At 38.1% G+C, this 21,741-nt stretch carries 17 protein-coding genes; 13 read left to right on the top strand and 4 right to left on the bottom strand.

Features of this window, described 5'->3' with window-relative positions:
- Window positions 1–59: 59 nt before the first annotated feature.
- Both OLM34_RS04980 and alaS read right to left on the bottom strand, forming a co-directional pair.
- Complete coding sequence (locus tag OLM34_RS04980) at window positions 60–1,073, bottom strand: LacI family DNA-binding transcriptional regulator (protein WP_264405650.1); 1,014 nt, start codon at window positions 1,071–1,073, stop codon at window positions 60–62.
- A 101-nt stretch (window positions 1,074–1,174) separates the two neighbouring features.
- Entirely contained in the window at window positions 1,175–3,793 is a 2,619-nt protein-coding gene (gene alaS / locus OLM34_RS04975) for an alanine--tRNA ligase (protein ID WP_264405649.1), read from the bottom strand.
- Window positions 3,794–3,937: 144 nt separating this feature from the next.
- Here alaS and OLM34_RS04970 point away from each other — a divergent pair, with 144 nt between their 5' ends.
- From OLM34_RS04970 to OLM34_RS04960, 3 genes are all read left to right on the top strand, one after another.
- Entirely contained in the window at window positions 3,938–4,333 is a 396-nt protein-coding gene (locus tag OLM34_RS04970) for a MerR family transcriptional regulator (RefSeq protein WP_413777191.1), read from the top strand.
- Window positions 4,334–4,335: 2 nt separating this feature from the next.
- The gene (locus OLM34_RS04965) at window positions 4,336–5,565 is read left to right on the top strand and encodes an exo-beta-N-acetylmuramidase NamZ family protein (protein WP_264405647.1); all 1,230 of its coding nucleotides are present in this window, start codon (window positions 4,336–4,338) and stop codon (window positions 5,563–5,565) included.
- A gap of 83 nt (window positions 5,566–5,648) precedes the next feature.
- Window positions 5,649–8,282, top strand: a complete 2,634-nt coding sequence (locus OLM34_RS04960) for a valine--tRNA ligase (RefSeq protein ID WP_264405646.1) — start codon at window positions 5,649–5,651, stop codon at window positions 8,280–8,282.
- Window positions 8,283–8,416: 134 nt separating this feature from the next.
- Here the strand turns inward: OLM34_RS04960 and OLM34_RS04955 are convergent, their stop codons facing one another.
- Window positions 8,417–9,172 carry a helix-hairpin-helix domain-containing protein gene (locus OLM34_RS04955; protein ID WP_264405645.1) on the bottom strand — a complete coding sequence of 252 codons (756 nt, stop codon included), beginning with the start codon at window positions 9,170–9,172 and terminating at the stop codon, window positions 8,417–8,419.
- 107 nt (window positions 9,173–9,279) lie between these two features.
- Here OLM34_RS04955 and OLM34_RS04950 point away from each other — a divergent pair, with 107 nt between their 5' ends.
- From OLM34_RS04950 to OLM34_RS04910, 9 genes are all read left to right on the top strand, one after another.
- On the top strand, window positions 9,280–10,512 hold the full coding sequence (locus OLM34_RS04950) for a nucleoside recognition domain-containing protein (protein WP_264405644.1): 1,233 nt from the start codon (window positions 9,280–9,282) through the stop codon (window positions 10,510–10,512).
- A 44-nt stretch (window positions 10,513–10,556) separates the two neighbouring features.
- Complete coding sequence (ybeY, locus tag OLM34_RS04945; RefSeq protein WP_264405643.1) at window positions 10,557–10,976, top strand: rRNA maturation RNase YbeY; 420 nt, start codon at window positions 10,557–10,559, stop codon at window positions 10,974–10,976.
- Between the two features lie 161 nt (window positions 10,977–11,137).
- A complete protein-coding gene (gene mnmG / locus OLM34_RS04940) occupies window positions 11,138–13,012 on the top strand; it encodes a tRNA uridine-5-carboxymethylaminomethyl(34) synthesis enzyme MnmG (protein WP_264405641.1) in 1,875 nt (624 codons plus the stop codon).
- Between the two features lie 54 nt (window positions 13,013–13,066).
- Complete coding sequence (locus tag OLM34_RS04935; RefSeq protein WP_264405640.1) at window positions 13,067–13,597, top strand: adenine phosphoribosyltransferase; 531 nt, start codon at window positions 13,067–13,069, stop codon at window positions 13,595–13,597.
- Window positions 13,598–13,646: 49 nt separating this feature from the next.
- Window positions 13,647–15,443 carry an excinuclease ABC subunit UvrC gene (gene uvrC / locus OLM34_RS04930; RefSeq protein ID WP_264405638.1) on the top strand — a complete coding sequence of 599 codons (1,797 nt, stop codon included), beginning with the start codon at window positions 13,647–13,649 and terminating at the stop codon, window positions 15,441–15,443.
- Window position 15,444: 1 nt separating this feature from the next.
- Entirely contained in the window at window positions 15,445–15,897 is a 453-nt protein-coding gene (gene dtd, locus OLM34_RS04925; protein ID WP_264405637.1) for a D-aminoacyl-tRNA deacylase, read from the top strand.
- A 1-nt stretch (window position 15,898) separates the two neighbouring features.
- Window positions 15,899–16,252: a nucleotide pyrophosphohydrolase gene (locus OLM34_RS04920; RefSeq protein WP_264405636.1), complete on the top strand. Its 354-nt coding sequence runs from the start codon at window positions 15,899–15,901 to the stop codon at window positions 16,250–16,252.
- Between the two features lie 11 nt (window positions 16,253–16,263).
- A complete protein-coding gene (deoC, locus tag OLM34_RS04915) occupies window positions 16,264–17,133 on the top strand; it encodes a deoxyribose-phosphate aldolase (RefSeq protein ID WP_264405635.1) in 870 nt (289 codons plus the stop codon).
- A gap of 168 nt (window positions 17,134–17,301) precedes the next feature.
- Entirely contained in the window at window positions 17,302–17,742 is a 441-nt protein-coding gene (locus OLM34_RS04910) for an Hsp20/alpha crystallin family protein (RefSeq protein WP_264405689.1), read from the top strand.
- 70 nt (window positions 17,743–17,812) lie between these two features.
- Here the strand turns inward: OLM34_RS04910 and OLM34_RS04905 are convergent, their stop codons facing one another.
- The gene (locus tag OLM34_RS04905) at window positions 17,813–18,787 is read right to left on the bottom strand and encodes a polyprenyl synthetase family protein (protein WP_264405634.1); all 975 of its coding nucleotides are present in this window, start codon (window positions 18,785–18,787) and stop codon (window positions 17,813–17,815) included.
- Between the two features lie 91 nt (window positions 18,788–18,878).
- On the opposite strand from OLM34_RS04905, the gene polA reads away from it, so the two are divergent.
- Window positions 18,879–21,671, top strand: coding sequence for a DNA polymerase I (polA, locus tag OLM34_RS04900; protein WP_264405633.1), 2,793 nt, complete (start codon window positions 18,879–18,881; stop codon window positions 21,669–21,671).
- The last annotated feature ends 70 nt before the right edge of the window (window positions 21,672–21,741 follow it).

The following is a 21,741-nucleotide window of genomic DNA, read 5'->3' as shown; positions in this document are numbered from 1 at the left end:
ATTTTTTATGCAAACGATTGCATAAAACAATACCTTGCACCCATATCTATTTTCTCTAATTATCGTGTAGATTCCCTGACCACTAGATCCGTTTTGATAACTCTACTGACCACACCACTTTTGGTTTCCAATCCACTTATGCGGTTAATCAAAAGACGGGCAGATTCTTTTCCCATTTCAAAACCATGTTGGTCAACGCTGGTCAAGGTTGGAGAGGTTACTTCTGTAATGTAAGAATTGGTAAATCCGCAAATCGAGATATCATCAGGTACACGAAACCCTGCTGATTTAATCAATTGAAGACAATAAGCCGCAACTTCATCATTAATGCAGAAAAAGGCATCGGGAACAGGTTGTCTGCTTAACATCCGAGGGACAACTTCCTGAACGAGATCCGGCGTATCACATACGGCTATAAACTCATTTTCTAGCGGCAACCGATGGTTTCGCAGTGCATCCTCGTAACCCATTTTGCGATTGGTTGAAATCGGAAGATGGGGATTAGCACCGAGAAAAACAATCCGATTGCAACCTGTCTCAATGAGATAGTTAACTGCATGGAATGCTCCAACATAATCATCCACAACCACTTTATCGGTATTGATCCCTGTGCAAATACGGTCGAAGAAAACTAAATGAATGCCATTATCAATAATTTCCTGAAAATGATCATATTTTACGGTACTTTTCGATTGCGAAACTAAAATACCATCTACACCGGCATCCAGCAACATTTCGATACTCTTCACTTCACGATCGTAATTTTCATTGGAATGGCAGATGAGAATATTGTAGTTTTGTCTCTCAGCTTCTTCCTGAATTCCGGCAAGAACCGTGGAAAAAAAGTAATGAACAATTTCGGGAACAATGACCCCTATAACGTTATTTCGATTCATGCGTAAGCGCATAGCCATTGGATTAGGCTTGTATTTGTGTTCTTCGGCATATTTTTGCACAAGATCCCTCGTCTCCAGGCTAATTGCCGGATGATTTTTCATTGCCCTTGAAACGGTAGATGGCGATAAATTCAACGCCTTGGCAATATCTTTGAGCGTGATTCGCCGTTTATCCATAGTAAAACGTATTTTCTTCAAAAATAAACAAAAAAACCTACAAAAGGACAAAAAAATAGCGGAAAACGATCGTTTCCCGCTATTCACGATTAAAATTAATTTCACAGATTTTTCAGTATCAATTGCATAGCTGCTGACAGCCCATCGACATTTTTACCTCCGGCTGTAGCAAAATGAGGTTGTCCTCCACCCCCACCCTCAATAAACTTTGCAACCTGACGAACTAAATTTCCGGCATGCAGACCTTTTTTCACCAAATCATCGCTGAGCATAACAGTAATATTGGCTTTGCTTTTCATTGAAGTTCCGGCAACAAAAAACATTTTTTCAGGAAATTGCCCTTTCAGCTGAAAGGCAATATCTTTAACCACATCGGGAGAGATATCGGATCCGGTAAGCTTGAAAACAGCAATGTCGTTAATGATTTCCTTGTCCGCAATAACAGCTTGTTTCAGCTGTTCTGCTTTTTCCTTCACGAACTCCTGAATCGTTTTTTTCATCTCGATGTTTTCATCCAATAATCGCTGCAATGCCTGCGCTACATCGGGTGGATTGTTCAACATATTTTTAACGCTTTTCAGGGTATCTTCCATAGCGTAAAGATATTCTTCGCATTTTTTTGCGGTAACGGCTTCGATACGCCGCACTCCCGCAGCAATAGCGCTTTCGCTCACAATACGAAATGTGCCGATACGTCCCGTAGAGGAAATGTGGGTTCCTCCACACAATTCAATCGATGTACCAAAACGAACCGTACGAACTTCATCTCCGTACTTTTCTCCAAAGAGAGCCATTGCCCCGGAAGCCTTAGCCTCATCAATAGAAACATGGCGATGCTCTTCCAGCTTGAGATCTTGCCGAATTTTTTCTGTCACACGTCGTTCCACCTCTCGAATTTCTTCAGGGGTCATTTTTCGAAAATGCGAAAAATCAAAACGCAACACATCGGGCGATACATATGATCCTTTTTGTTCAACATGCTTACCCAGCACTTCGCGAAGCGCTTCATGAAGAAGGTGTGTGGCCGTGTGATTACACTCGGTTGCCGTACGTTTTTCAATATCAACTTCTAAATGAAAGATACCGGTAGGATCAGCCGGAATTTCATTGCACAAATGCACAGCCAAATTGGTTTCCCTTTTCGTATCGAAAATCCGGAATACTTTCCCGTCTTTATCAATAAAGACACCGCTATCCCCAACTTGCCCACCCATTTCGGCATAGAATGGGGACTTTTCGAAAACGACCTGATAAAACTGCTTATTTTTTTGTTTAACCTTTCGATAACGCAAGATCCGGGATTCACAAGCTGTCAAATCATAACCTACAAATTCCGGTTCACCCTCATGAACTTGCACCCAGTCGCCTGTTTCAATGACAGCAGCATTGCGCGCACGATCTTTTTGTTTCTTCATCTCCAAATTGAACCCTTGAGTATCCACCGTCATGCTGTGCTCGCGAAGAATCAGTTCAGTAAGATCGAGCGGAAAACCATAGGTATCGTAAAGCTGAAAAGCTACTGCTCCTTCAAGTTGGGTTTTACCTGCAGCCTTGTGCTCTTCTATCTGTTTATCAAGCAGGCGCATACCGGTTTCAAGCGTCCGCAAAAAAGATTCCTCCTCTTCGTTAATCACTCTCTCTACCAGCTTCTGTTGTGCTATCAATTCGGGATATGCCTCACCCATTACATCAATAAGGGTAGGAATAAGTTTGTACATGAAAGGTTCTTTCATTCCCAAAAAGGTATAACCATACCGAACAGCACGACGCAAAATTCGACGTATCACATAACCCGCCTTGGCGTTAGAAGGCAATTGTCCGTCTGTAATGGAAAAAGCAATGGCACGAACATGGTCTGAAACGACCCGCATAGCAACATCTTTTTGAGGGTCCTCTCCATATCGGGACCGACTTAACTCTCCTATTTTTTGAATGAGCGGCTGAAAAATATCGCTATCGTAATTCGAAGTCTTCCCCTGAACAGCCATACAGAGCCTTTCGAAACCCATACCCGTATCGATCACCTTTGCCGGTAACTCTTCCAGTGACCCATCAGCCTTACGGTTGTACTGCATAAAGACTAGATTCCAGATTTCGATCACTTGCGGATGACTCTTGTTCACGAGCAATAATCCATTTACTTTCTTTCGATCCTCTTCGGAACGAATATCGATATGAATTTCAGAACAAGGACCACATGGACCGGTATCACCCATTTCCCAAAAATTGTCCTTCTTGCTTCCATCAATTATGCGTTCTGCAGGTAAATATCGCGACCAATGTTCAGCCGCCTCGGAATCACGAAGCAAACCTTCATCGGGGCTGCCTTCAAAAACGGTGACATATAAACGATCTTTATCGAGTTTCAAAATTTCTGTGAGGTATTCCCATGCAAATTCAATGGCTTCCTTTTTAAAATAATCGCCGAAAGACCAATTGCCCAACATTTCGAACATGGTGTGGTGGTAAGTATCGTGTCCTACTTCTTCCAAATCATTGTGTTTACCACTCACGCGAAGACATTTCTGCGCATTGGCCACACGACGGTATTTTACAGGCGCATTGCCCAAGATAATATCTTTAAATTGGTTCATCCCCGCATTGGTAAACATCAGAGTGGGATCATCCTTGATTACCATCGGGGCCGATGGCACAATCTGATGTCCTTTGGATGCAAAATAATCTTTAAACGATTGACGTATTTCTTTTGAAGTCATCATAAAAATGAAAAATAGGATTTTTTTCTGTTTAAATTCCGTTTGCAAAATTACGGCAAAAAGTTTATTTTTGTTGCATGTTGAACTTATTATCTTGTTAATAACGGTAACAAAGAGAAAGTTCTAATACAAAAAATAATTTTTCAAATGGGAAAACGACGGAAACCAATCGATTTTACCGATAAACGCCTTTACTATTCAATTAAGGAAGTCGCCGATCATTTTGCCGTAAATGTTTCTCTTTTACGTTTCTGGGAAAAAGAATTCGATAATATCAATCCCAAAAAGACAGCCGGAGGAACACGTCAGTACACAAAAGAAGATATCCGACAAGTGGGTATAGTGTATCATCTCGTTAAGGAAAATGGATTAACATTGGAAGGAGCTCGTCAGGCACTGAAATCGAAAAAAGATGATGAGGAAAAACGCATTGAATTATTGGAACGCTTGCAAAACATAAAAAATGAACTGGTTTCGATTGAAGAAGAATTCTACCAATTACATGAACAACAAAAATATTCCAAAACCAAACCTGAAATTTGACAATGAAAAAAATTCATATCCCTTTTTTCCTTTTTCTTTTCTTACCGATTTTATTACAGTCCACAACAAGAAAAGTCAACATCAACCCAATTTTACGTATAACCTCCATAACATCCACTCAAAAATGCGTAAGGATTAAAGTTGGAGCTGAACAAACCAATCGGTATTTTCCGTTACTTCAAGGAAAACGTATAGCCATTTTATCTAATCAAACCGGTATGGTGGGAAAAGAACATCTGATGGATCTGCTGAAACGAAACCATTTCGATATCGTCGGTATTTTTTCACCGGAACATGGTTTTAGAGGAACAGCAGATGCAGGAGAACATGTAGCCAATTCTGTTGATAAAAAAACAGGTATTCCCATTTGGTCACTATATGGAGCGGAAGGCGAAAAACCTTCTTCAGAAAAGATGAATCGTTTCGACGTGCTTGTATTTGATCTACAGGATGTTGGAACTCGCTTTTATACGTATTACATCACAATGGCACGCATGATGGATGCCTGTGCAATCTCAGGAAAAAAAATGATCGTACTAGACCGGCCCAATCCAAATGGCTTTTATGTGGATGGGCCTCTACTGGATATGAAGTACAAATCGGGCGTGGGATGGCTGCCGATTCCGGTGGTCCACGGCATGACGCTAGGTGAACTGGCTCTAATGATCAATGGTGAAAAATGGCTGCCCAATGGTCGTACTTGCGACGTGACTGTTATTCCATGTGAGAATTATACCCATCAAACGTTATACGAGTTGCCCGTTCCCCCTTCACCCAACTTGCCCAATATGCACGCTGTTTATCTCTATCCCTCAACCTGCTTTTTTGAAGGAACCGTGATGAGTTTAGGCCGGGGAACTCCATTTCCGTTTCAGGTTTATGGACATCCGAATTATAAAGGATCTACTTTCTACTTCATTCCGAGAAGCATTCCGGGAGCTAAAAACCCTCCTTTTCTCAATCAAAAATGTTATGGCATTGACCTTCGAAATATTCCCGACGAACAAATTCAAAAAAACGGTTTAGACTTATCTTGGATCATCGATGCTTACAACAATTTGCAAATTGGCGAATCATTTTTTACTCCTTTCTTTGAAAAATTGGTTGGTGTGGATTACGTTCGAAAAGATATCATCTCAGGCAAATCAGCCAAAGAGATTAAGGCAAAATGGGTTAATGATGTGCAGAACTTCAAAGAACAACGTAAGCCCTATCTCCTTTATGAGGAATAAAGTCTTAAGGTGTCCGTAAAAAAGAAAATGCGCTTCAATGAAACGCATTTTTTCATACCTTTGCGATTCAAAAAGAAAGATTTATGGAGATAGCAAGTAAATACAATCCGTCCGAAGTAGAAGAGAAGTGGTACCGCTATTGGTTGGAAAACCGATATTTTCATTCAGAACCCGATAACCGTGAACCCTATACGATCGTAATCCCTCCACCAAACGTGACCGGAATTCTGCATATGGGTCACATGCTTAACAATACTATTCAGGATATTTTGATTCGCCGTGCGCGCATGCAGGGAAAAAATGCATGTTGGGTACCAGGGACCGACCATGCCTCAATTGCTACTGAAGCAAAAGTAGTAGCTAAACTTGCTTCCCAAGGGATCAAAAAAACGGATCTTTCCCGCGAAGAGTTTTTAAAACATGCGTGGGAATGGACCTTTGAACACGGGGGTATCATTCTTGAGCAGCTGAAAAAGCTGGGTGCTTCTTGCGATTGGGATAGAACCTGTTTTACCATGGATGAAATACGTTCCAAAAGTGTTATCAGAGCCTTTTGTCACTTATATGAAAAAGGGAAAATATACCGCGGTGTGCGAATGGTCAACTGGGATCCCCAAGCTCTTACCGCACTCTCTGATGAAGAAGTAATCTATAAAGAACAGGAAGGCAAGCTCTATTATCTGCGCTACAAAATAGAGGGGGAAGATAAGTATGCCGTGGTTGCAACCACAAGACCTGAAACCATTATGGGTGATACAGCAATGTGCATCCATCCCGACGACCCCAAAAACGCTCATTTGAAAGGGAAAAAAGTAATTGTTCCGCTTATCAACCGTGTCATCCCTGTTATTGAAGATGAATATGTAGATATGGAATTCGGCACAGGTTGTCTGAAAGTCACCCCCGCTCACGATGTCAACGACTATATGCTGGGAGAAAAACATCATCTTCCTGCCATCGATATTTTCAACCCTGACGGAACCCTAAACGAACACGGTGCCATGTATGCCGGAATGGATCGATTTGCTGCACGCAAAAAAATCGTCGAAGATCTTCAAGCGGCAGGATTGCTTGAAAAAAACCAACCTTATACCAACAAGGTTGGTTTTTCTGAAAGGACAAACGTACCCATTGAACCCAAACTCTCCATGCAATGGTTTCTCGAAATGAAGGATCTTGCTAAACCGGCTCTTGAAGCCGTAGAGAACGATGTTGTCAAGTTCTACCCTCCGAAATACAAAAATGTGTATCGACACTGGATGGAGAATATTAAAGACTGGTGCATCAGCCGGCAACTATGGTGGGGTCATCAGATACCGGCCTACTATCTGCCGAAAGGTGGATTTGTTGTGGCTGAGAGCAAAGAAGAAGCATATCAAAAAGCATTGAAAATGGTAGATTACCCCCTTTCGATCGATGATTTACGTCAGGACGAAGATGTGCTCGATACGTGGTTCTCATCATGGTTGTGGCCGATTTCCGTTTTCGATGGAATTCTTCATCCCGACAATGAGGATATTAACTATTATTATCCCACCAACGATCTGGTAACAGGTCCCGACATTATTTTCTTTTGGGTAGCCCGAATGATTATGGCCGGATATGAATTTCGAAACGAAAAATGTTTCGAAAATGTTTATTTCACAGGCATCGTTCGTGACAAAGCAGGACGAAAAATGTCCAAACAACTGGGAAATTCACCCGACCCCATCGAATTAATCAATACCTATGGTGCCGACGGCGTGCGGATGGGCATGTTACTCACCACTCCCGCGGGTAATGATCTGTTGTTCGACGAATCGCTTTGCGAACAAGGTCGTAATTTTAACAACAAAATATGGAATGCATTTCGTTTGGTGAAAGGATGGAAAGTAATGGACAATATTCCTCAACCCGCTACCGCATCGATTGCTATTCGCTGGTTCGACAACATACTTTCCAAAGCGATTGTCGAGTTGGACGATCTGTTCTCAAAATACCGCCTTTCGGAAGCATTGATGGTAGTTTACCGACTTTTTTGGGAGGAATTTTCTTCCTGGTATCTCGAAATTATCAAACCGGCATATCGACAACCCATCGACCAAAAAACCTATGATGCTACGCTTGCTTTTTTTGATGCACTCTTACGCCTTCTCCACCCTTTTATGCCTTTTATCACCGAAGAGCTGTGGCAGGCATTGTACGAACGCAAACAAGGTGACAGTATCATGATTGCTTATCTTCCTGAAAGTCAACCTTTTGATGAAGTACTACTGACAGATTTCGAAAAAGTGAAAGAAATTATTTCGGGGATACGTACTATCCGTTTGCAAAAAAATATTCCAAACAAAGAAAAACTTCCTCTTCAGTATACCGGAGATTATGAAGGCACATATGACAGTGTAATCATAAAAATGGGGAATCTCTCCTCTATCGAAAAAGTTCAGGAAAAAGAACCGGGAGCTGTCGGATTTCTTGTAGGAACTACCGAGTTTTCGATTCCTCTGTTCGATAAAACGGATGTAGAAGCCGAATTAAAAAAATTGAAGGCTGAACTTGAATATCAGAATGGGTTCTTGCAATCGGTGATGAAAAAACTAACCAATGAGCGGTTCGTACAAAATGCTAAGCCCGAAATTGTGGAAAACGAGCGCAAGAAAAAAGCCGACGCCGAAAGCAAAATCGCTCTTTTGAAAGAAAATATTGCTGCTCTCGAAAAAACAATATCAGAAAAGTAAAAAACAGTTACACACAAAAAGATCAAAATTTCACTTGCACAAATTCAGCCCGCCTTGTTGCGGGCTATGTTTTTGTAAGAACAGGGAGTAAAAAATGCCACATAATTATTCGCAGGAATGAAACCTATCGAAACTCAAAATTCCAAATAGGGATTTAATCGTTCAATGTCTTCAGCAGTAAATTCGTTGAGCATTGCCAATTCATTAATGGATGAAACATTCCCTTTTCGCCGGCGTAAATCAAAAATAGCTTTCACCTGTTTGTAATTGAGATAGGGATGTCGAAGAAGTTCCTTAAATTCAAGCGTATTCACGGCTATTTTTGTGTATTTCCCATCAGCTTTCAGATAAGGATATATTTTAGCAAATAATTCATCGTCAATACCGTAAACTTCTCTCAGTTGATCTACGGTAACAAAACCCCCTAGTAAATCCCGATATTTTACAATGCGCGAAGCATATGTACTGCCAATGCCGGGAATTTTTTTCCAGTCAGTAGTATCACTTTCATTTAACAAAATGGTTTCGCCTTCGGCAAGTTTTATACTTCCTGAAAAAGAATTTCCAAAAGATGAATTTTTATCGGAATGCGTTGAAAATCCATCCGACTTCAATCGTCGTTCATTATTCCTTCTGTTCCCGACATAATATTGGCGATTGGATTCATTTTCAATTGTAGGATAAGCAACAGACTCTCTATCCTTCAATAAACGATGAAATTGATCAAACTCTTCTACTAATGAATCGTTCCGTATAAGAACACTATTCTCATTATTCTTCTTCTTCAATATTTCATTCATTACAATGGTCAACACAATCAGAATCAATAAAAGAATAATGGCAACCCTTTCCATTCTATGGTAATAAAAAAAGTCTTTCCAGCTCATCATTTAAAGTTTTCGAAACGATAAAGATAGAAAATAAATGTTTCTTATTTTGTCAGTTTATGATAAATTGTAACTTTGAAAACAGATTTTCCCGGAAAACTGACCTAATTATGATTTTAAATTACATCTGGATTGCTTTTTTTATCATTGCTTTTGCCGTAGCTTTAGTGAAACTGATTTTTTTTGGCGATGTAAATGTTTTTACCGAAATCATGAATTCAAGTTACGACTCGGCCAAAACAGGTTTCGAAATTTCTTTGGGCCTGACCGGTGTGCTTTCACTGTGGCTCGGTGTAATGAAAATTGGAGAACAAGGAGGTATGATAGAACTATTTTCTCGGGCTGCAGCTCCATTGTTTTCAAAATTATTCCCTCATATTCCCAAAGACCATCCTGCCTTTGGCTCGATACTGATGAACGTATCAGCCAACATGTTGGGACTCGATAATGCAGCTACTCCGTTTGGATTGAAAGCGATGAAGGAATTGCAAGAAATCAATCCGAAGAAAAAACAAGCATCCGACCCCATGATCATGTTTCTTGTAATGAACGCTTCAGGGCTTACCCTTATTCCTGTCACCATCATGGTGTACCGCGCACAAATGGGTGCTGCCAATCCTGCAGATGTATTCATCCCGATCATGATAACAACGTTTGCCGCCACCCTCGTCGCCGTAATAGCCGTTTGCCTGAAACAGGGGATCAACATCTTTAACAAAGCCATTATAGGATTTTTCGGAGGTATCACGGCGATTATTGGGGGGACAATTTTTGTTTTTCATTCTATGCCACAGGAAAAAATCAATATCATTTCCGGGCTTGTAGCAAACATCATTTTACTCACCATCATCGTTACTTTCATTTTGAAAGCGATGAGAAAGAAAATCAATATTTTTGAAGCCTTTATCGATGGAGCCAAAGAGGGATTTAAAACAGCGGTTACCATCATTCCCTACCTGATTGCCATTCTGGTTGGGGTAGGCGTTTTTCGCGCATCAGGAGCCATGGATTTTTTAATGGAAGGGCTTCGAAATATAGTGGCATTTACCGGTCTCGACACGCGCTGGGTTGATGGTATGCCTACGGCACTGATGAAACCCCTTAGCGGAAGCGGAGCTCGCGGAATGATGATTGATGCAATGAAAACATTTGGAGCCGATTCCTTTGCCGGCCGCTTATCTGCGGTCCTTCAGGGTGCAACTGACACGACATTTTATATTGTGGCTGTTTATTACGGATCGGTTGACATAAAAAATTCGCGCTATACTGTCCCTTATGCACTTCTGGCCGATTTAACCGGAGTTATAGTGGCGATTTTTGTTTCCTACTTGTTCTTTGAATAAAAACAGCAAATAAAGCACGTTTAATCATCTAAATAAAATTAAAAATGGCAATCACTTTTCAAGCAGAAAACATCGACTTCCCGAAAATAAAAAAAAGAACAACAACAAAATGGATCAAATCGATAGCCGACAAATACGGGAAACAAATCGGTGATATTTGTTACTTATTTTGTACCGACGAAAAAATTTTAGAAGTAAACAAACAATTTCTTAATCACGATTTTTATACCGATATCATTACTTTCGATTATTCTGAGAAAAATAAAATAGCAGGGGATATTTTTATTAGCCTTGATACGGTTTTGTCCAATTCACAAAAATATCAAACTCCTTATGACGAAGAATTACATCGTGTCATCATTCATGGAATCCTTCATCTTTGTGGGTTAAAAGATAAATCGGAAGACGAAATAAAAGAAATGAGAAAAGCTGAGGAAGAGGCATTAAGCATGCTCGATTTCTGAATGTCCAAAAATAATAGAATTACAAAAATAATCTAACCTATCTAATTTATAATCAATCGAATAAAATATATTTTATTTTATTTTTGTTATTCCCCATTAACATAAAGTTATACGGATAACATTTTCTTTTTTAGTACCTTTGCATATTTCTTAAATACGAAATGGATATTAATTACGACATAATTGTTGTAGGAGCAGGACATGCCGGATGTGAAGCAGCTACGGCCGCAGCAAACTTAGGATCGAAAACATTGCTCATCACCATGGATATGAACAAAATCGCACAAATGAGCTGCAATCCTGCTGTAGGAGGCATTGCTAAAGGACAAATCGTACGCGAAATTGATGCCTTGGGGGGATACATGGGTATCGTTAGCGACCAAACTGCTATACAATTTCGCATGTTGAACCGTTCAAAAGGACCTGCCATGTGGAGTCCTCGTGTTCAAAGCGACAGGATGAAATTCATCAGTACATGGCGTGAAATTATCGAAAACACCCCCAATCTCTATATGTGGCAAGATACCGTCATTGAATTCATATTCAGAAATGGAGCAGTCGCAGGTGTCAAAACTCGCATGGGAGTAGAATTTTTTGCCAAATCTGTTGTACTCACCAGCGGAACTTTTTTGAGTGGATTGATTCATATCGGTAAAGTCCAAATCGGAGGAGGAAGAATATCGGAACCTGCATCCTACGGAATAACGGAACAACTTCAATCGATCGGTTTTAAAACCGATAGGATGAAAACCGGAACGCCGGTAAGAATAGATGGAAGAAGTGTTGATTTTTCTCTTTTGGAAGAACAGAAAAGCGAGAACGATTTTCACAAATTTTCTTACTTGCCCTCTGTTGAACGTCGACTGAAACAACGAAGCTGCTGGATTACGTACACTTCTGAATCTGTTCATGAAGCATTGCGCGAAGGATTGAAAGATTCTCCATTATATAATGGACAAATAAAAAGCATTGGCCCCCGCTATTGTCCCAGCATTGAAACAAAGATTGTAACATTCGCACAAAAAACAAGTCATCAGTTATTCCTTGAGCCGGAAGGGGAAACCACAAACGAGTACTATTTAAATGGATTCTCTTCATCCCTACCCTTGCAAATTCAATTGAAGGCATTGCAGCGTATACCGGCATTTAAAAATGTACACATTTTTCGGCCGGGATATGCTATCGAATACGATTTCTTTGATCCGACACAACTTTATCCGACGTTGGAAACTAAGCTGATAAAAAATTTATTTTTTGCAGGCCAAATCAATGGAACCACAGGATATGAAGAAGCTGCAGGACAAGGATTAATTGCGGGAATCAATGCCCATATAAACTGTCATGGAGGCAATCCTTTTGTCTTGCACAGAGATGAATCATATATTGGCGTTCTTATCGATGATCTGATTACAAAAGGAGTAGATGAGCCTTACCGTATGTTCACTTCCCGTGCGGAATATCGCATTCTACTACGCCAAGATAATGCGGACGAAAGACTCACTCAAAAGGGATTTGACGTAGGATTAGCAACAACGGAAAGAATGCAACTCTTTACAAAGAAAAAATCAGAAATAGAAAAACTGGTTGATTTTGTATCTCATTTTTCTATCAAAGCCGATCGAATCAATCCTTTTTTGGAATCCTTAGGGACAACACCGCTCAAAAGAGGAACTAAGCTCATCGATTTGCTTTTACGCCCGCATATAAAAATTGAAACCCTTGCTAATGAGATAGCACCACTCAGAGAGGTTTTAGACTCAATAAAAGACCGAAAAGAGGAAATTATAGAAGCAGCCAACATTACCATAAAATATGGAGGATACATCGAACGAGAACGTATCATGGCCGATAAAATAAAACGATTGGAAGATATTCGAATAAAAGATAAATTCAACTATAACGAAATTCAATCACTATCAACTGAAGCAAGACAAAAGCTAACACGAATCAACCCTGAAACCATAGCTCAAGCCAGTCGAATTCCGGGAGTTTCGCCTAATGATATTTCAATTCTGCTTGTATTGATGGGACGATGATTTAAAATGTTCCACGTGAAACATTTAATACAATCACAATAATAATTTACACGAATGGATATTCAAACATTAACGGCAGCTGTACGCAATATTCCCGATTTTCCCATAAAAGGAATACAATTTAAAGACATTACTACATTATTTCAATCAGCCGAATATTTAAGGGGATTATCCGATATATTGTATGACCGATACAAAGATAAAGGGATTACAAAAGTAGCAGGAATAGAATCAAGAGGATTTTTTATGGGTCCTGCTACAGCTATCCGACTATATGCGGGTTTTGTCCCAATACGAAAATTTGGAAAGCTACCGTATAAAACAATCGAAGAAAAATATAGCAAGGAATACGGAGAAGACATTATTCAAATACATAAAGACGCATTAAACGAAAACGATATCGTGTTGCTCCACGACGATCTTCTTGCAACAGGAGGAACAATGGCTGCAGCATATCGATTAGTAAAAAAATTGGGGGTAAAAAAAATCTATATTAACTTTTTGATTGAACTCGAAAAATTAAATGGGAGGGCACTATTTAATGATGATGTTGAGATTGATTCAATTCTAAAATTTGAAATCTAATTAAACTATTCATTATAGTAAATAGTAAAGAGAGAACATATACTACTCCATGACACAAGAAATACAAAATACATTAAAAGTTATACCTCACAGTCCGGGATGTTACCAATTTATAGATGAAAAAGGGAAAGTAATCTATGTGGGTAAAGCCAAAGATTTAAAAAAACGCGTGTCATCCTATTTCAATAAATATCATGAAAATCCTAAAACAAGAATTCTTGTAAAAAATATTCATCAAATTAGATATATTGTCGTAGATTCAGAAGAAGATACCTTCCTTTTGGAAAATAATCTGATAAAAGAATTAAAACCTCGCTACAATGTAATGCTAAAGGATGACAAAACATATCCTTACATTGTTATTAAAAACGAAGACTTCCCTCGAGTATATAAAACAAGAAAAATAGTTAAAGATGGTTCTCGATACTTTGGCCCCTATTCATCTGTTTTATCCGTTAATTCGTTATTGGATATATTCAGGAAAGTGTACAAAATACGCACATGCAGATTAAATCTTACTCCCGAAAACATTGCTTCGGGAAAATTCAACGTATGCCTTGAATATCATATCAAGCGATGCAATGGACCATGTGAAGGGTTACAATCCATAGAAGAGTACAATAAAAATATTGCAGAAATAACAGAAATCCTAAAAGGTAACGTATCTACAATAGAAAAAAAAATAGAAGAAGAAATGCAACAATATGCAGAAGAACTGAGATTTGAAGAAGCACAACAACTGAAAGAAAAATATGTACACATACGAAATTTCAGGGAAAAATCATTGATTGTGAGCAATATCAACTATAATATCGATGTATTTGGGTATGAAGACGATGAAAACTCAGCCTATATCAATTATCTACATATTGTAAACGGGTCTGTTAATCAAGCATATACATTTGAATACAAAAAAAAACTCGAAGAAAGCAGCGAAGAGCTTCTGGGTATGGGTATCATTGAGATGCGACAACGCTTCGGCAGTGAATCAAAAGAAATAATTGTACCCTTTATACCGGATATTGCGTTACATAATGTCGAGTTCACGATACCACAACGAGGTGACAAAAAAAAATTGCTTGAATTATCTCAAAAAAATGTCAAGCAATACAAAATAGACAAACTGAAAAAAACAGAAATGCTAAATCCCGACCAGCGAGCAACACGAATTTTGAAAACTATACAAAAAGATCTACAATTAAAAGAAATTCCATGGTATATTGAATGCTTTGACAACTCAAACATACAAGGTACAAATGCAGTAGCAGCATGTGTGGTGTTTAAAAAAGCAAAGCCATCCAAAAAAGACTACCGGCATTTTGTCATTAAAACCGTTACAGGTCCCGATGATTATGCATCAATGCGAGAGATAATTCATAGACGCTATTCTCGGCTGCTTAACGAGGGCGCTCCCCTACCCCAACTCATTGTAATAGATGGTGGTAAAGGGCAATTAAATGCTGCCGTAGAATCGCTTCAAAAAATTGGTTTGTACGGAAAAATTGCCATAATAGGCATTGCAAAGCGATTGGAAGAAATTTATTTCCCTGATGATCCGGTTCCATTGTATTTGGATAAAAATTCAGAAACATTGAAACTCATCCAACAATTACGAGACGAAGCACACCGCTTCGGAATCACATTTCATCGAGACAAAAGAAGTAAAACGCAAATTGCATCCGAACTTGACACTATAAAAGGAATAGGACCTCAAACAAAAAAGAAGCTCCTCGCTCACTTCAAAAGTACAAAACGAATAGAAGAAGCATCAGATGAGGAAATCATCAGTCAGATAGGATTAGCTAAAGGGAAAATTATTATCAATCACTTTAAAAATAAAAAATGAAATGCGTATTTTAATCCAGCGAGTAACGGAAGCATCCGTGACTGTTGATCAAAAGGAAAAAAGCAGAATAGAAAAAGGATTATTAGTATTTGTAGGAATTGAAGATACGGATAGCGAAAAAGATATAGACTATTTATGCAAAAAAACGGTTAATCTGCGTATATTTGATGATGAAAAGGGGATCATGAACAAATCGGTAATCGATATTGATGGTGAAATTCTCGTCGTTTCGCAATTTACCTTGCATGCAAGTACAAAAAAGGGGAATCGACCTTCCTATATTCGTGCAGCAAAACCCAATCATTCGATACCCATCTATGAAGAATTTTGTGAAAAACTTTCTCAATTGATGAATAAGGAAATAAAAACAGGGATATTTGGGGCAAATATGACAGTATCGCTAGTTAACGATGGACCGGTTACCATATGGATCGATTCTAAAAACCGAGAATGAAATGACAATAAAAGAAGCACAACTAGAAGTTGACAAATGGATTAAAACATATGGAGTACGCTATTTTAGCGAACTAACCAACATGGCTATATTGACTGAAGAAGTTGGTGAGGTTGCTCGCATAATTGCCAGAACATATGGTGAACAATCGTTTAAAAAAACGGATCTCGAAAATAATTTGGCAGATGAAATGGCAGATGTTTTATGGGTGCTGATCTGCCTGGCAAACCAAACAGGTATTAACTTAGAAGAGGCGTTTCAAAAAAATATCGATAAAAAAACAAAAAGAGATGCCAAAAGACACAAAGAAAATAAGAAATTAAATACAAAACATAACAATATTAATAATATATAAAATCAGTTTTCATGCATATACCAAGTAAATATCAAACAGCATTGCAAAATCATCCGTTCGATTTGACAGACAAACAGGTAACTGAAAAAGTCAACCAACTTATTTCGGAAAATTTTGCAGAAAATGACAACCTGAATACCTACAAACTCCTTTACTCATGCCTTGATCTGACTTCACTAAATACAACGGATACAAAGGAACATATATGGAAATTGACACAAAAGGTGAATGATTTTGAAGGCTCGAATCCGGAAATCGATAATGTTGCATCGATATGTGTATATCCAAATTTTGTAGAAACAGTGAAAGAGGCTCTTACTGCAAATGTGAATATAGCATGTGTATCAGGTGGATTTCCTTCCGGACAAACATTTACGGAAGTAAAAATTGCCGAAGCAGCTCTCGCAGTAGCTCAAGGAGCAGACGAAATTGACATACCCATCAATGTAGGGCTATTTTTAAACGAAGAATACGAAGAAATGTGCGATGAATTAACCGAAATCAAATTCGCCTGTCATGAAGCACGTATGAAAACTATTCTTGAAACAGGTGCTTTAGAGTCGGCAAAGAATATCTATAAAGCATCGATTCTTGCCCTATATTCAGGAGCAGATTTCATAAAAACATCAACGGGAAAAGGATATAAAGGAGCTACTCCTGAAGCGGCATATCTCATATGTACTGCCATAAAGTCATATTATGACAAAACAAAAGAGAGAGTTGGATTCAAAGCTTCAGGAGGAATATCCACCATAGAAGATTCCGTAAAATATTACACAATTGTAAAAACCATATTGGGCAATGAATGGTGCAACAAAGAATTATTCAGAATTGGCACAAGCAAATTGGCGGATATATTAGTAGATAAAATCAATAAATAAATTTATCGCATTCCCAGTTAAAGTAACACAGCAAACCGGAAAATTCAACAATACGCAAAATCGACAAAAACAAATTGGCATATATTTTGTTATACATAATGCGAAGCGATTAATACACATCGCAAATAAAATAAAATAATAAACATGAAAAGAAAGGAGAAAAAAGCTATGTTACCTACCAGAAGAATTGAAAATTGGTTACCAAGCATCCCGAGTATTTTCAACGACTTTTTCGGGAATGAATGGTTAGAATCGGTAAACGCAAGAGTTCCGGCAATTAACATTATCGAAAACGATAATGAATTTTTGGTAGAAGTTGCTGCACCGGGATTAACGAAAGATGATTTCAAAATCAAGATTGTTGACGATGATCAACTCCAGATCTCGTTTGAAAAGAAAGAAGAAACCGAAGAAAAAGACAAGAAAGGCAATTATTTAAGACGTGAATTTTCTTACACTAACTTCTTGAGAACATTGTTGCTACCCGACAATGTAGATAAAGACAAAATTTCAGCTAAAACTGAAAATGGTGTTTTACACATTACTATACCAAAAACAAAAGAAAGTAAGGAAGAAGCTAAGAAAGAAAAAGTAATCGATATTAAATAATTGCTTTTCTTGAAAAAAAAGACATTCATCTGCAGATGAATGTCTTTTTTTATTAATCAATAAGATATATTTAGTAATGCCTATCTCTTAAATAGAGTAACAATTGATTTATGAGCAATTTCGATTCATCGTTGAATGAAAAATTCGCAATTGTTTCTTTTGCTTTGAGTAAATATTCGTCGATTTTTTGATAGGCATATTCAACACCTCCGTACTCTTTAGCAAACCCGATCAATTGATCGATATTTTGCAATGAATAATCTTGATTGACAACAATATCGAACATATTACGTGAAACATTTTCAGGAGCGTGTCGAAATGCATAAATCAACGGTAAAGTGATCTTTCCTTCACGAATATCATTGCCGGTAGGTTTACCAATATCTGCATTGAAATAATCAAAAATATCGTCCATAATCTGAAAACAAATACCCAAATACTTGCCAAAAAGAGCAAACATATCAATGGTAATTCTATCAGCTCCGCCGGTGATAGCTCCTATTTTGGTACAGGCTTCCAATAAAGAAGCTGTTTTATTGTTGATTACGCGAAAATATTCGGATTCATCGATCAAAAAATCATTCGCCATAGCATATTGATTTAACTCACCTTCAGCCAGTTTTAGACCTAATTCTGCAATAATTTCAATAATTTCATGGTGTTGAGTTTTTATGCTTTCACGTAAGGCAGACGATAAAAAGTAATCACCTACCAACACTGCACGTCTATTATCAAAAACCGCATTCACAGATGGCTGACGACGACGAATTTTGGATTCGTCGACCACATCATCATGAATTAAAGTTGCCATATGTAACAATTCAACCGTGACAGCCCCATGATATGTCGCATCCGAAATCTTACCGCAAGCCTTTGCAGTAAGAAAAACCAATACAGGACGAATATGCTTCCCCTCTGTTCGGAACATATAATCAACGATTGTCGATATACGAGGATTGTCATTCCGAATAGAACGTTTTAAATATATATTGAATTGAGATAATTCTTCTCGTAGAAAATCGTTGACTACTTGATTTTGATTCATACCTTCCATCTTACAATACAAAATTAGAAATTATTCCCTTTGGAGCAACATTTATTTGTAACTTTACAGTCTCTTGAAAAGAATTTTTAATATGAATAATAACAAGTTATTTCTCCTCGATGCATATGCGCTTATATACAGGGCATACTATGCATTCATCAAAAATCCGCGAATAAACTCCAAAGGACAAAATACTTCGGCTATATTCGGTTTTGTTAATACACTGGAAGAAATATTGAGAAAAGAAAATCCTACACACATTGCGGTTGTATTTGATTCACCCACACCGAGTTTCCGACATACAGAATACGAAGAATATAAAGCACAACGCGAAGCGACTCCTGAAGATATAAAAGCATCAATTCCTATAATTAAAGAAATTCTAAAAGCCTACAATATCCCTATATTGGAAATCCCCGGATATGAGGCAGACGATGTAATCGCAACCATTGCGAAAAAAATGGCAGCACAAGGAATAGAAGTATATATGATGACTCCCGATAAAGATTATGCACAAATTGTCGATGACGGAATATTTATATACAAACCCAGATATGGGAGCAACGATTTCGATATTCTTGACAAGAAAAAAGTAATGGAAAAATATTCGCTCTCCCACCCTATGCAAATGACCGATCTATTAGCATTAATGGGAGATGCTTCCGATAATATCCCCGGATGTCCGGGAATAGGTCCCAAAACAGCAGAAAAACTGCTCAAAGAATTTGGTTCAGTAGAAAATCTCCTTGAAAACACCGATAAACTGAAAGGATCTATAAAAAATAAAATTGAAGAATACAAGGATCAGATTCTTTTCTCAAAATTTCTTGCTACCATTAAAACCGATGTACCTGTTGAAGTAAAAATCGAAGATTTCGAACGAAAAGAAATCGATGAAAATGCACTGAAAAAAATTTTTGAAGAATTAGAATTCAGAACATTGTTAACACGAGTAATTAAAAACGAAACTTCACAAAATGAAACGAAAAAACCCGTTCAAGGCGTACTTTTCGAAGAAGGAGCGACAAAAAGCGAAAATCATATAACGGAAGCACTCACCCCTTCAAATAATGTTTCCGATATTCGTACAACACAGCATACTTACCGAATAGTAAAGAACGAAAAAGAACTAACAGAACTTTGCAATAAAATTTGTGCTCAAAAATCGGTATGCTTCGATACTGAAACAACAGGTATGGACCCACTCATAAGCGAACTGGTTGGGATATCATTTGCATATAAAGAAGGTGAAGCATTCTACGTACCCATCGATGCCGATCAGAAAAAAGCACAACAGCAAGTAGATATTTTCAGACCATTTTTTGAAAATGAGAAAATTGAAAAAATTGGACAAAATATAAAATACGATATTCTGGAATTGCGTAATTACGATATCCGGGTAAAAGGACCACTATTTGATACAATGATTGCCCATTACCTTATTAATCCCGAAATACCACATGGTATGGATTATATGGCTAAAATTTATATGAATTATAAAACCATCCATATTGATGAACTAATTGGGCCAAAAGGAAAAAATCAAAAAAATATGCGGAATATCGATCACGAAATCGTCTGTGAATACTCAGCAGAAGATGCCGATATTACGCTGAAGCTGAAAAATATTCTCGAAAAAGAACTCCGTGAGAACAACCTTGAAAAACTTTTTAATGAAATTGAATCCCCGCTTATTTATGTGCTGGCAGACATGGAGTGGACCGGGGTCAGACTAGATCTAAATGCATTGGAACAATTAGCCGAAGAATTCAGAAAAGAAATGAAGCAAATCGAAAAAGAAATCATAGAAATGGCCGGTATTGAGTTCAACGTTAATTCACCAAAACAAATAGGAGAAGTACTTTTTGATCGATTGAAAATTATCGATAACCCAAAAAAAACAAGAACAGGACAGTACAGCACAAGTGAAGAAGAACTAGAAAAACTTCGATCCAAACACCCCATTATCGAAAAAATCTTGGAACAACGTAGTCTTAAAAAACTTCTCAGTACATATATCGAAACCTTTCCCCAGCTCATCAATCCTAAAACGGGAAAAATTCATACTTCGTTTAATCAAACCATAACTTCGACCGGCCGATTAAGTTCCAGTAATCCCAATCTCCAAAATATTCCAATCCGCGACGAGCGAGGAAAAGAAATTCGCAAAGTATTTATTCCGGATGAAGGATGTACGTTTCTTTCGGCTGATTATTCGCAAATCGAACTACGCATTATGGCCCATCTGAGTAAAGACAAAAATATGGTGGAAGCATTCAATAAAGGACAAGACATTCATGCGGCAACAGCATCAAAAATATTCAAAATTCCTATTGAAAGTGTTACCCCCGATATGCGACGAAAAGCAAAAACAGCCAATTTCGGAATAATTTACGGTATCACCCCATTCGGCTTATCCGAACGATTGGGAATCCCTCGAAATGAAGCAAAAAAATTAATAGACGAATACTTTGAGACATTTCCTGACGTTAAACGCTACATTGACGAAAGTATTGCCAGAGCAAGAGAACAAGGTTATGTTGAAACTATTTTCGGACGAAAACGCTTTTTGCCGGATATCAATTCTCAGAATGCCGTAGTGCGCGGATATGCCGAACGAAATGCAATAAATGCTCCCATACAAGGAAGTGCAGCCGATATTATCAAAGTAGCCATGAACAGAATTCATAAATGTCTTACTGATGGAGGCTATCAGTCTAAAATGATTCTGCAGGTTCATGATGAGCTGGATTTCAATGTCCCGATGAACGAATTGGAAGAAGTAAAAAAAATAGTCGTTTATGAAATGGAAAACGCCTATCCCCTCATCGTTCCTCTTAAAACCGATTGTAACAACGGTGCAAATTGGCTGGAAGCTCACTGATACTACCAGTGAAAATAAAAAAATGTCCATAAGCAAAAAAGTGTATTCACGAAAATAGACAAAATCATCT

Source organism: Anaerorudis cellulosivorans (genome assembly GCF_025943985.1).
GTDB classification, from domain to species: domain Bacteria; phylum Bacteroidota; class Bacteroidia; order Bacteroidales; family Dysgonomonadaceae; genus Anaerorudis; species Anaerorudis cellulosivorans.
The sequence above is the reverse complement of the archived record's forward strand: the minus strand, read 5'-3'. Positions and strand labels throughout refer to the sequence as shown.